Origin of the sequence: Ochrobactrum sp. Marseille-Q0166, assembly GCF_014397025.1 — a bacterium.
Taxonomy (GTDB): Bacteria; Pseudomonadota; Alphaproteobacteria; order Rhizobiales; family Rhizobiaceae; genus Brucella.
Window position 1 is genome coordinate 577,501 of sequence record NZ_JACJUO010000001.1, and the last position, 12,230, is coordinate 589,730.

The window sequence follows — 12,230 nt, forward strand, 5'->3', positions numbered from 1 at the left end:
CGCAGGGCCAGCATTGCGAAGCAATGCGTACGGCCCGTGAGCGAGAACTAAATATCTTTCTAGTTATCGTAATAAGGTATCTAACCTTGAATACATAGGGGTTAGAAGCGAACCTGGGGAACTGAAACATCTAAGTACCCAGAGGAAAGGACATCAAACGAGACTCCGCTAGTAGTGGCGAGCGAACGCGGACCAGGCCAGTGGCTTAATTGAGTAAAGTGGAACAATCTGGAAAGGTTGGCTAGAGTGGGTGATAGCCCCGTACACGTAATGCGAGATTAAGTCCTTGAGTAGGGCGGGACACGTGAAATCCTGTCTGAACATGGGTAGACCACTATCCAAGCCTAAGTACTCGTGCATGACCGATAGCGAACCAGTACCGTGAGGGAAAGGTGAAAAGCACCCCGACGAGGGGAGTGAAATAGTACCTGAAACCGAATGCCTACAAACAGTTGGAGCCCAAGATTTGTTCTGGGTGACAGCGTACCTTTTGTATAATGGGTCAGCGACTTAGTGTAACGAGCAAGCTTAAGCCGGTAGGTGTAGGCGTAGCGAAAGCGAGTCTGAACAGGGCGTTCAGTTCGTTGCATTAGACCCGAAACCAAGTGATCTAGCCATGAGCAGGTTGAAGGTACGGTAACACGTACTGGAGGACCGAACCCATATCTGTTGCAATAGATCGGGATGACTTGTGGCTAGGGGTGAAAGGCCAATCAAACTTGGAGATAGCTGGTTCTCCGCGAAATCTATTTAGGTAGAGCGTCCAGCGAATACCCCCGGGGGTAGAGCACTGAATGGGCTATGGGGACTCACCGTCTTACTGATCCTAATCAAACTCCGAATACCGGGGAGTACTACTGGGCAGACACACGGCGGGTGCTAACGTCCGTCGTGAAGAGGGCAACAACCCTGACCACCATCTAAGGTCCCTAAGTTATGGCTAAGTGGGAAAGGATGTGAGGATCCCAAAACAACCAGGATGTTGGCTTAGAAGCAGCCATCATTTAAAGAAAGCGTAACAGCTCACTGGTCTAAATAAGGGTCTTTGCGCCGAAAATGTACCGGGGCTAAAGCCATACACCGAAGCTGTGGATGCACGTATGTGCGTGGTAGCGGAGCGTTCCGTAAGCCTGTGAAGGGACAGTCGTGAGACATCCTGGAGGTATCGGAAGTGAGAATGCTGACATGAGTAACGATAAAGGGAGTGAGAGACTCCCTCGCCGAAAGTCCAAGGGTTCCTGCTTAAAGTTAATCTGAGCAGGGTTAGCCGGCCCCTAAGGCGAGGCCGAAAGGCGTAGTCGATGGGAACCACGTTAATATTCGTGGGCCTGCAGGTAGTGACGGATTGCGTGTGTTGTGAGGTCTTATTGGATTGATCTTGCAGCGAAGCGGTTCCAGGAAATAGCTCCTGCATATAGACCGTACCCTAAACCGACACTGGTGGACTGGTAGAGAATACCAAGGCGCTTGAGAGAACTGCGTTGAAGGAACTCGGCAAAATGCACGCGTAACTTCGGAAGAAGCGTGACCCTTCTTTAGGCAACTATTGGAGGGTGGCACAGACCAGGGGGTAGCGACTGTTTACCAAAAACACAGGGCTCTGCGAAGTCGCAAGACGACGTATAGGGTCTGACGCCTGCCCGGTGCTGGAAGGTTAAGAGGAGATGTGCAAGCATTGAATTGAAGCCCCAGTAAACGGCGGCCGTAACTATAACGGTCCTAAGGTAGCGAAATTCCTTGTCGGGTAAGTTCCGACCTGCACGAATGGCGTAACGACTTCCCCGCTGTCTCCAACGCAGACTCAGTGAAATTGAATTCCCCGTGAAGATGCGGGGTTCCTGCGGTTAGACGGAAAGACCCCGTGCACCTTTACTATAGCTTTACACTGGCATTCGTGTCGGCATGTGTAGGATAGGTGGTAGACTTTGAAGCCGTGGCGCCAGCCATGGTGGAGTCATCCTTGAAATACCACCCTTACCTATATGGATGTCTAACTGCGGCCCGTTATCCGGGTCCAGGACCGTGTATGGTGGGTAGTTTGACTGGGGCGGTCGCCTCCTAAAGAGTAACGGAGGCGCGCGATGGTAGGCTCAGAACGGTCGGAAATCGTTCGTCGAGTGCAATGGCATAAGCCTGCCTGACTGCAAGACTGACAAGTCGAGCAGAGACGAAAGTCGGTCATAGTGATCCGGTGGTCCCGCGTGGAAGGGCCATCGCTCAACGGATAAAAGGTACGCCGGGGATAACAGGCTGATGACCCCCAAGAGTCCATATCGACGGGGTTGTTTGGCACCTCGATGTCGACTCATCGCATCCTGGGGCTGGAGCAGGTCCCAAGGGTATGGCTGTTCGCCATTTAAAGCGGTACGTGAGTTGGGTTCAGAACGTCGTGAGACAGTTCGGTCCCTATCTGCCGTGGGTGTAGGAATATTGATAGGATCTGTCCCTAGTACGAGAGGACCGGGATGGACGTATCTCTGGTGGACCTGTTGTCGTGCCAACGGCATAGCAGGGTAGCTATATACGGACGGGATAACCGCTGAAGGCATCTAAGCGGGAAACCCACCTAAAAACGAGTATTCCCTATCAGAGCCGTGGAAGACTACCACGTTGATAGGCCGGGTGTGGAAGTGCGGCAACGCATGTAGCTTACCGGTACTAATAGCTCGATCGACTTGATCACTCCCATTTACAATATCCATCGAACGAAGTTCGATGTCTCTTTTGTCCTTGCGAAGTAAACTTCGAAGATGACAATAAGCATACGACTGTATGCCGCCGAATGTTCGGCGCGCCCGCGCAGCCATTCACAAAGTGAATGTGGCGTGAGCGAAAATAACAGCACGAAAGACAACAGCTTCTCATATTTGTGTTCTTCGCCGACCTGGTGGTTATGGCGGAGCGGCTGCACCCGATCCCATTCCGAACTCGGCCGTGAAACGCTCCAGCGCCAATGGTACTTTGTCTTAAGACACGGGAGAGTAGGTCGCTGCCAGGTCTGCTAAGCACACAAATCAATCCATCTTCTCATAATTACAAAACAGTCACAAAACGCGTAGTTCGCCAAAAATAACAAACCGGTTCATAATAAAAACCATGGCGCGGGGTGGAGCAGCCCGGTAGCTCGTCAGGCTCATAACCTGAAGGCCGCAGGTTCAAATCCTGCCCCCGCAACCAATTCCCCAGAACATAAAACAGATATTATCCCAGCCGCGAAGACTTCATCTTCAATGGCGATCGTAGCGCGTCGTCCTGCCCAACATAATCTGAAGGGTAAGGAGGATAAGTAAGCGAGTGAGTATCGATTACCCGACCAACGGGGCAATGCCTGACCCCGCAACCAACGATTCAGACAATCCCCTGTACGCCCTGTGCAGGGGTTTTTGTTTAGATATCTATCCGTCATCACTCGTTTGGGCCTTATGATGAACGTCGATCATACTGCCGAGCCGAAGACCTTGCTCCGCGAAAACGCATCATGCCGCGTCCGCCAAACAAAAAGGCTCTTAATGAAAAACGCCGGGTCTAAACACTAAAAACCCGGCGACAAGACGCCGCCGGGCTTTGTGCTTCTAAGCGATGAATTGCTCTGCTTGCACATACTGGATGCAAGCGGTGGAGCTTAGCTTCAGGTATTTTCTGGAACATGCGGAGGGTTCGGGGTCAGGGCGTTGGACGAAGGCGCTGCTTCTGCTGTCTGCGCCGTGGCCACAGCCGTGCCCTTCTGCTCAAACTTATCAACATGCATCGACTGGTTTTTGCGCCATCCGCCATGAAGATAGAGCGCGCTTGCCATAAGAAGGGTGGAAAGCATGGCGACGGGGAAACTCAGCCAAAGCGCATCCGCGCCAAGCCAATCGCGCATGCCCACGGCAACACCGAGCCGAACCGGATACATCGAAACAAACAGGATGATAAGCGGCCAGATAACCTGCCCATTCGCCCGTACGCTCCCAAACAGAACCATAGAAACGCCAAAGGCGATAAAGCCCCATGTTGCGATCTTGCCGATGTGCTGACCGATCGGAATGGCCGGGCTGTCAGAGCCCAAAAAAATCTGCATCGCCTGTTTGTCCGCAATGAGCAGCACCACAACCAGAATACCTGTCATAAGGATAGCGTAGAAGACACCAATGCGGGTGATACTGTTGACCCGATCCCATTTGCCTGCACCGATATTCTGCGCAGCCATTGCACTGACCGCTGCGCCTAGCGCCATGGCCGGCATCTGAACATAGGTCCATAATTGTTGTGTCGCGCCAAAGGCTGCAGTCGTATTGACTCCTTCCTGATTGACCAGCCGCATCATTGTCAGCATGGCACTCGAGACCACGATCATCTGAATGCCCATTGGAAGTCCTTTGCTGAAAATCAGCCTCAAGACCTTGAGATCCGGTACGAGAAGCCAAAGCTCCTGTCCTTTGAGACGTAATGGCAAATCCTTGCGATAGACATAGATGAGCATTGAGGCGAGGCTGATATAATTTGCTACGGCTGTGGCGAGTGCCGAGCCTGATATGCCCAGCGCGGGAATTGGGCCTATCCCAAGAATGAGCACTGGGTTAAGCGCAATATCGAGGATGACGGCAAGTCCCATGAATATGAGCGGAGTCATGGAATCGCCACTGCCGCGCAGAGCCATCATCAGAATTGTCTGCATGAGAATGGCAGGCATTGCGACGAAAGTGACTTGCAGGAAAGCGCGAGCCAGCGGTTCAATTGTATCGGGAGTACCGAGCAGGCCCAGGACATAGGGTGCGAGGAACCAGCCGACCACAGCCACGATAATGCTGACAGGAATAAAGGCCCCGAGCGTCGTACCTGTGATGGCGCGCGCTGTTTCGATATCCCGGCGCCCGAAGGACTGTCCGATCAGAATGGTCGAGGCCATGCCGAAGCCGAAGACAAATGCGGTCAGGAGAAACATCACCAGATTGCCGTTAGTTGTCGCCGCGAGAGCGTCTGTTCCCAGCAACTGGCCGATCCAGATTGTATCGATGGAGCCATTCGCCGATTGCAGGATTGACGAGCCGAGTGTTGGCAGGGCGAAAAGCAATAAGGCCTGATTGATGGGCGCAGTTGTAAGATCAATATTCTTTTTCATTCGGCCTCAATCTTGCGCACAACACTATTTCGCTGCAAAGCATACTGCATTTGAGCGCTTTTCCCAGCCTCACTTTTCAATTGAGCGTCGAACAGATTCACTCCGATCGGTACTCTTCTTTTCACCATAGGGCATTATTTTGTTGCACTGTGCCTGATCACTATTGCCATGGCGTTAAAAGCTGTTTAGATCGGTATGTTATGTTATTACATATCGAAACTTGCGATTAAAGAAGCACTTCGCATCACAGACGAGGAATTTTAAGATGCTTAAAACGCTTGCAAAACTGGCAGTCATTGGCATTTTTTCGGCTGCATTGCCAAGCAGTCAAGCGATTGCGCACGAAACATCAAAGACGGGCGATAAGTCGGCGCATGCACATAGCCACTCCCATAGTCACGACAATGACATTGCGCAGGGCTATTTCAAGAACAGTCAAATCAGGGATCGTTCTCTTTCTGATTGGGAAGGCGATTGGCAGTCCGTCTATCCATATCTGAAGGACGGCACACTTGAACCGGTGTTCGCTCACAAAGCAAAGCATGGTGATAAGACTGCCCAGCAGTACCATGACTATTACAACACTGGTTATAAGACGGATACGAACCGCATTGTCATTGATGGCGACAAGATTACTTTCCACGATAAGGAAAATCAGGCGTCCGGTATTTATGCAAGCGATGGTTATGAGATACTGAACTACGATAAAGGTAAACGGGGTGTGCGCTACGTATTTAAAAAAACGTCAGGAGATAGCTCTGCACCGCTTTATATTCAGTTCAGTGATCACAGTATAGCGCCTGAAAAAGCTTCGCATTACCATCTCTATTGGGGAAATGAACGCGCTGCTTTGCTGCAAGAGCTTGTGAATTGGCCGACCTATTATCCGTCATCGTTGTCGGGCAAGGAAATCGTTGAGGAAATGATTGCGCATTAAGTTTTGAGAGTATTCAGGTTTTTACAAACCTTTAGATTGCCACGATCTTCGCTTTTACAAAAACATCGTAACGGGTGCTTTTGCCAAGGATCTGATGGGAGGGTTTTCGCAGCCCTGCCATCGGTTCAGCACGTAATGGCCATTTGAGTACGACACGATTTTGTGCATGCTCTAATGCCACCTGCATCAGCTTCTCAGAATCTGCATCGGTGCCGACAATCTCGCGGATTTGACGCATCTCCTTTTTGACCAGCGCTGTATTGCCTCGCGGTGGATGCATGGGATCCACCAGAACGACTTTTGGTTTGAGGTCGGGAATGAGTAGGCTGGAATCGCCGTGTAACAGCGTCATGCGCGCTACGGTTTCCGCATATTGACCGCCTTCAGCTGCAGCGCGTGCCAGCCCTTCAGCGAGCAGATCATGCATTTTCTCTGATCGCTCTATCAGCGTTACCTTCGCCCCCAGTGAAGCGAGCAGAAAAGCGTCGCGGCCAAGGCCTGCTGTTGCGTCCACAATGTCTGGCGTAATGCCACCTGTGAGACCGGCTGCTTTTGCCAGAGCCTGTCCGCGTCCCTCACCAGAACGAAAGCGATGCCCGACGGCACCGCCGACAAAATCAACGATCAGTTCCGATGTGTCTATTTTCTGCGACATAGATAATTCCGAAACATAGCCATTGTTAGAATGGGCAAGGGGCTGTGAATTTCACATGACGACCATCCGGGTGACGGAAAGCGACTTCTTCTGCGTGAAGAAGCAAGCGGTCTGCCGAGGCAAGTGCATCCCCTTCGGCATAAAACGCATCGCCGAGAATAACATGTCCCAGCGCTTTCATATGAACGCGCAATTGATGCGTACGACCGGTCAGCGGAAACAATTGCATCCGTGTGCTGTTTTGATGACGTTGCAGCACTTGCCAGCGTGTCTGGGCGGGCTTGCCATTATCGGGATCCACCCGATGACGCGGTTTACTATCAGGATCAATCGCCAGTGGAAGATCGATCAGTCCCTCGTCGTGTTCCACCTGCCCCCAAACCTCTGCAATGTAGCGCTTCTCTGTCGTGCGCGCTTCAAACTGCGCAGCAATAGAGGCGTGGGCTTTACGATTGAGTGACATGAGCACGAGACCGGACGTGTCCTTGTCCAGACGATTGATCATCAATGCTTCTGGAAACTGTTTTTGGACGCGTGTGGCCAGGCTGTCAGAAAGCGCGGGATGACGTCCGGGGACGGATAACAGCCCGCTTGGCTTATCCAGAACCAGAATAGCCGTATCACGATGGATGATCGAAACATACGGCTCCAGCGGCGGGTTATAAACGGGAGAAACATCTGACAGCTCATTCATAAGGCCATCTAGCACAGTTTAGCTCTCTTCGAGAAGTCTCGAGACCTTTAAACCCTGCTGAGAATGAAGCGGCTCCTCAACTTTCATCGTGCCAATGGACGAGACTACTTAGGGCATTCAAAACCACTCTGAACGCAAAGAATCTGGAGGCGCTTGGCTTTGAGCGATTGGTTGAATTTACTCATTGAGATCAGCGTGGGCAATGCGCACCACAAACGTCGTCTTCGGATGGAAGAAGATCAAGTCTTTTAAATCTGATCTCGAAAGCCAGCTTAAGACGATCGTGGAGAGAAGCGCGCCGCTTGATCCGAATTAAGGTTTTGAGGTTATATGGCGGTTTCTCCCGCTTGCAGATTCAGTATTTGAGCTCTGTGACGATTGTAATGGTAATATTATCAATGTCTAAATCATGATGCAGATAGATAGCAAATCACGCAAGAATCTCATCTGACAGGTTGGTGGAGAAAATCTTTAGCGTGGTGCAATACAATGTTTATGGGCAGTATGATCCTCTGATTATTTCCATTGCTCCGGTATCAGGAGAGCCGGGACTTCAAAAGTTGCAAAATGCCATTCAACGCTCGATTTCTGATAATTGGGATCAAAACTATTCGTACGGCAAGTTAGGGTCAGGACCTATTGATTTTAGCTGAGGGGCGTGATTCAGGCTTTGCGAGAAGGAACCTGGCTGATGAGTAATTTGTTTTGGCTGACGGAAGCGCAAATGGCTCGTTTTCAGCCCTATTTCCCCAAGAGCCATGGCCGTCAGCGGTTGATGATCGACGCGTTCTGAGTAGCATCATCTTCGTAAACCGCAATGGCCTCAGATGGCGCGATGCACCGAAGGAATACGGTCCCTCCAAGACGCTTTATAACCGCTGGAAACGCTTGGGTGACGAGGGCATCTTTCCCATCAAGGATTGGCGGCGCGTTGCTACGCGTTACGACCAGTGCCCGATGGCCTTCTTCTCCGCTATTGCTCTCGCAGCAATCGTCATCTTCTGGCTTTGATCAACGAGTCCTGAACCTAGTTCACGCGTCCACTTCTCGGCTTCGTTCTCACTGTCGAACGATTTGCAGCGTGGCTTCATTCCACGTCTGCGAACCTGTGCCTGCCATCGGCCCCTGAGTTTCCAGCGCATGAATACTGGGATCCTGAAGCGCATTGCCTTGCGGCTGCTGATAAGGGGAGAGATCGTCAAAGAGTGAAATGGTAATAAGTTCGGCGCCGTATTCATGGCTGAATGGGTCAAGTTGGGCGCGTCTTTCTTTTTGGCTTCGCAGATCAATAATGCGACTTACCCCCAATCTCCTTTAGCGCGGAAATTCTGGACTTATCGACGTGTCCCATGTTTCCCGGCCGAAAAGTCTTTCGTCAGGCCAGATTGCCAAGCGTTGTGCGGCATCCGCCCAAGTCATGCAAATTGAAGTTATAGGAAACTTTAGCGTCGCGATCATTTATTGTCATGACCCCTTAGTCGGAATGGGGAGAAGCAACCAGATAGAGGGAGCTGATTGGCGTCGCAGCAGTCTTTTCGTGTTTAAAAAGCTGTAATTTTTCATTCCGCGGCTTAAGTTGACTTTCAGCGACTCACCTACCCGAGGTTATACCTATGCCGAGCACCATAGAAGCCGCGATAGATTGCGAAAAACAACTGCGCTTGGCAATGATTTCGGAAGATGTCGATGCCCTTGATGATCTCATTTGTGATGATTTGATTTTTACCGGACCCATCGGCAATGTTATGACAAAGCAAGACGACTTGGCGGCGCACCGCAGTCGAGTGCTATGCATTCACAGCCTTGACCTTTTTGAGACTCGTTTTCAGCCTGTTGAGAATATGGTTATTGCAACCGCAAAGGCAAATCTCACAGGCTTATTTGACGGAATGCCGATTTCTGGAGTGTTTGCCTATACAAGGCTATGGCGATCAGTGGAGAATGGATGGCGCGTTCAAGCTGGACATTGCTCACAGATAGGCGATATTTAAAGGCTCGTTTGTCCTGTGCGCCCGGAAGGTATTCTATCAGTCTGCCCGAAGAGTTGCTGATTGTTTGGTAGCGAGTTTAAAACCCGTCTGATCGATCCGTAAACGTGGCCCTTTATTGGAAAATATCCGCGAGCCGCTTAATTAACACCTCGCAAGATGTGAGGTAATTCGAGCATATTGTTGGTATTTACCAATAAAATGGCGGAGAGGGTGGGATTCGAACCCACGGTGGAGTTACCCCCACGCCGCATTTCGAGTGCGGTACTTTCGACCACTCAGCCACCTCTCCGCATTGTGCACCAAGGGTAAAGCAGTCTATAAAACCGCGCCGTTGATAAGCATCTAAAGCGAATGCTAAGTGTGTAGCGGCTCAATAACGAGCCAAATGCAATTAGACAAGACCTAATTTGCATTCTGTTGTGAAAATTCTTGACTTTTCTTTAGCTTCCAACCTATAAGCACCAGACTTCAGGCGTGGAGTAATCCGCGCCTATTGTTTTGATTACGAATTTCGGGTTTCCAGAGTTGTAATCAAGGGCATAAAGCCCGCTCACCAACCGACTGATAAAAAGACGGCCCATCACTTCGGCGCAAATGTCGTGGAAATGAGAGCCGGACCGAACAACCGAAAGGACAACAAATGTTCGCAGTCATTAAGACCGGTGGCAAGCAGTACCGCGTTGCCGCAAATGACCTGATCAAGATTGAAAAAGTTGCTGGCGAAGCTGGCGACATCGTAGAATTCGCAGAAGTTCTGCTGGTTGGCACGACGATCGGTGCTCCGACCGTAGCTGGCGCTCTCGTAACGGCTGAAGTCGTTGAGCAGGGCCGTGCACGCAAGGTTATCGCATTCAAGAAGCGTCGCCGTCAGAATTCGAAGCGCACCCGCGGTCATCGTCAGGAACAGACGACGATCCGTATCTCGGAGATCCTCACCGACGGCGCAAAGCCATCGAAGAAGGCCGCTGAGAAGAAGGCTCCTAAGGCAGACGCAGCTGAAGGCGAAGCCGCAAAGCCAAAGAAGGCAGCGCCTAAGAAGGCTGCAGCCAAGGCCGAGTCGGCTGAGTAAGTAGAAGAGATTAAAGGAGAAATCCAATGGCACACAAAAAAGCTGGTGGTTCGTCGCGTAACGGTCGCGATTCAGAGTCGAAGCGCCTGGGCGTGAAGAAGTTCGGCGGCGAAGCTGTCGTTTCTGGCAACATCATCGTGCGCCAACGCGGCACGAAGTGGCATCCGGGCGCCAATGTTGGCCTCGGTAAAGACCACACTATTTTTGCTACCACCAACGGTTCCGTTGCTTTCCGCACGAAAGCCAACGGTCGCACCTACGTATCGGTAAACCCGATCGCGGAAGCAGCAGAGTAAGCCGGGCACTCATAAATACCGGCGTCCCATTGGACCCGGTATATATGGCGACCAGCCTAAAGATCGAAGGGAAGATGGGACAACCATCTTCCCTTTTTGCATCTGGAGGACAGGCAAATGGTCGTCGAAGTTTTAGAAGAAGAATATTACGAGAGCTGTAGCGAGCGGGAGGCCAGTTATGCTGATCTCTCGCCTGGATTAGCAGATCAGTTAGATTGTCCCGTCCTTGTCACGGACCGGCTGGTGCTCCGCCCGCCGCACACCGAAGACGTGGATGCAATTTCCTATCTTGCCAATAACGCCCGCGTCTCCGCTATGCTCGCCCGTATGCCTCATCCATACACCCGCGAAAATGCAGTCGATTTTGTCGAGCGCGTCCGAAAAGGCGAGATGGGCAATTGCATCTATGCGATTACCCAAGCTGAAACTGGCATCTTCATGGGTTGTTGTGGCATCCATCCGCACAGCCATGGCGAAGGTCTGGAGATCGGCTATTGGCTGGGCGAGCCCTATTGGGGGCATGGCTTTGCCACGGAGGCGGCCCATGCATTGATCGACCTGGCTTTCCGGGCCACCGCAATCGAGCGTCTGCATGTTTCGTGCCACGCCAGCAACAGCGGTTCGCGCCGCGTGATTCATAAGTGCGGCTTCCAGTTTAGTAGCATGGGCATGGCGGATTCTCTTTCAGCCGGGAATGTCCCTGTCGAGCGTTATGTCCTCGACCGGCGGACCTGGATCGGCCTGAGAAGCTGGCAGTCATAATCAAAAAAAGGTCCTGCGTGCAAATCGCAGGACTGATAATCATTGGGGAATATAATGGACGATATTTACGCTGTTGCTCGGGAAAGGGTTGTTGTTCGCGCAGTGGATAAGGGAGACCTGCACCGGTTCCGCGCAATACGCCTGTCTGCATTGCAGCTTGCGCCGCAAACTTTCGGATCGACTTTTGAAGAAGAAAATGCCTATTCCGACAGCGTGTTTGCGCGTCGTCTGGAGCAGGTGAACGGCAATGTCATTTTCGGTGCCTTTGATGGTGAAAACCTGATGGGTATCGCTGGCTTTTTCCGCCATGAACGCAGGTCCGAGCGCCATCGTGGCACGCTGGTCAGTGTCTATGTTACACCGGAAGCGCGTGGCTTGCGACTTGGCAGGGCGCTTGTTGGGCAGATTATCGAACACGCGGCTGAGCACGTCGTGATACTGGATGCGAAAGTCGTGGCGACCAATGAGCCTGCGAAGCGCATCTATTATGAGCTTGGTTTCAAATCCTATGGTGTTGAACGCAAGTCGCTTTATGTGCAGGGTCAGTATCTGGATCAGGAACTGCTCTATATTGATTTCAGTGATCCTGAGTGGAAACTGAATTTAGGCTGAAAACCTTATGTTTCTGCTGTTTGCAGGACACGGGTTTTGCTGTAATTGCAAATCGGATTGCGCGCGATTGTGCGCGATCCCCAAGTTAAGACGCGCCAATCAAGTTCTTA

General features: G+C 51.5%; 10 protein-coding genes, 2 tRNA genes, 2 rRNA genes and 2 pseudogenes (1 of these 16 running past the window's edge). 11 read left to right on the plus strand and 5 right to left on the minus strand.

The genetic code is table 11. The features are described 5' to 3' along the window. The 3 genes from H5024_RS02710 to H5024_RS02720 form a co-directional block, all read left to right on the plus strand. Positions 1–2,683 (plus strand): 23S ribosomal RNA (locus tag H5024_RS02710); it begins 239 nt to the left of the window's first position. 200 nt (positions 2,684–2,883) lie between these two features. Beyond that, a 5S ribosomal RNA gene (rrf, locus tag H5024_RS02715) occupies positions 2,884–2,998 on the plus strand. Positions 2,999–3,100: 102 nt separating this feature from the next. Then, positions 3,101–3,177, plus strand: a tRNA-Met gene (locus H5024_RS02720). A gap of 451 nt (positions 3,178–3,628) precedes the next feature. On the opposite strand, the gene H5024_RS02725 is transcribed toward H5024_RS02720, so the two are convergent. Beyond that, on the minus strand, positions 3,629–5,104 hold the full coding sequence (locus H5024_RS02725; protein WP_187543912.1) for an MATE family efflux transporter: 1,476 nt from the start codon (positions 5,102–5,104) through the stop codon (positions 3,629–3,631). 265 nt (positions 5,105–5,369) lie between these two features. Here H5024_RS02725 and H5024_RS02730 point away from each other — a divergent pair, with 265 nt between their 5' ends. After that, a complete protein-coding gene (locus tag H5024_RS02730) occupies positions 5,370–6,041 on the plus strand; it encodes a metal-binding protein ZinT (protein ID WP_187543913.1) in 672 nt (223 codons plus the stop codon). Between the two features lie 31 nt (positions 6,042–6,072). Here the strand turns inward: H5024_RS02730 and H5024_RS02735 are convergent, their stop codons facing one another. Both H5024_RS02735 and H5024_RS02740 read right to left on the minus strand, forming a co-directional pair. Beyond that, positions 6,073–6,696, minus strand: coding sequence for a class I SAM-dependent methyltransferase (locus H5024_RS02735; RefSeq protein WP_187543914.1), 624 nt, complete (start codon positions 6,694–6,696; stop codon positions 6,073–6,075). A 25-nt stretch (positions 6,697–6,721) separates the two neighbouring features. Then, complete coding sequence (locus H5024_RS02740; RefSeq protein WP_187543915.1) at positions 6,722–7,390, minus strand: pseudouridine synthase; 669 nt, start codon at positions 7,388–7,390, stop codon at positions 6,722–6,724. A 422-nt stretch (positions 7,391–7,812) separates the two neighbouring features. Here H5024_RS02740 and H5024_RS21595 point away from each other — a divergent pair, with 422 nt between their 5' ends. Together H5024_RS21595 and H5024_RS02745 are read left to right on the plus strand one after the other, a co-directional pair. After that, positions 7,813–8,043 carry a DUF6880 family protein gene (locus H5024_RS21595; RefSeq protein ID WP_348770683.1) on the plus strand — a complete coding sequence of 77 codons (231 nt, stop codon included), beginning with the start codon at positions 7,813–7,815 and terminating at the stop codon, positions 8,041–8,043. Positions 8,044–8,081: 38 nt separating this feature from the next. Continuing rightward, positions 8,082–8,401, plus strand: a pseudogene (locus tag H5024_RS02745) (transposase). Between the two features lie 17 nt (positions 8,402–8,418). Here the strand turns inward: H5024_RS02745 and H5024_RS21230 are convergent. Then, positions 8,419–8,532: pseudogene (locus tag H5024_RS21230) on the minus strand (site-specific integrase); the annotation flags it as partial. A gap of 471 nt (positions 8,533–9,003) precedes the next feature. Between H5024_RS21230 and H5024_RS02755 the strand changes: the two are divergent. Next, positions 9,004–9,381 (plus strand): nuclear transport factor 2 family protein, encoded by a 378-nt coding sequence (locus tag H5024_RS02755; RefSeq protein ID WP_187543917.1) that lies wholly within the window; start codon positions 9,004–9,006, stop codon positions 9,379–9,381. 199 nt (positions 9,382–9,580) lie between these two features. Here the strand turns inward: H5024_RS02755 and H5024_RS02760 are convergent. Then, positions 9,581–9,670 (minus strand) — tRNA-Ser (locus H5024_RS02760). A gap of 351 nt (positions 9,671–10,021) precedes the next feature. On the opposite strand from H5024_RS02760, the gene rplU reads away from it, so the two are divergent. From rplU to H5024_RS02780, 4 genes are all read left to right on the plus strand, one after another. Beyond that, positions 10,022–10,450 carry a 50S ribosomal protein L21 gene (gene rplU / locus H5024_RS02765; RefSeq protein ID WP_187543918.1) on the plus strand — a complete coding sequence of 143 codons (429 nt, stop codon included), beginning with the start codon at positions 10,022–10,024 and terminating at the stop codon, positions 10,448–10,450. Between the two features lie 26 nt (positions 10,451–10,476). Beyond that, a complete protein-coding gene (rpmA, locus tag H5024_RS02770; protein ID WP_007876947.1) occupies positions 10,477–10,746 on the plus strand; it encodes a 50S ribosomal protein L27 in 270 nt (89 codons plus the stop codon). A 117-nt stretch (positions 10,747–10,863) separates the two neighbouring features. Beyond that, a complete protein-coding gene (locus tag H5024_RS02775) occupies positions 10,864–11,508 on the plus strand; it encodes a GNAT family N-acetyltransferase (protein WP_187543919.1) in 645 nt (214 codons plus the stop codon). A 54-nt stretch (positions 11,509–11,562) separates the two neighbouring features. After that, positions 11,563–12,120 (plus strand): GNAT family N-acetyltransferase, encoded by a 558-nt coding sequence (locus H5024_RS02780; protein ID WP_187543920.1) that lies wholly within the window; start codon positions 11,563–11,565, stop codon positions 12,118–12,120. The last annotated feature ends 110 nt before the right edge of the window (positions 12,121–12,230 follow it).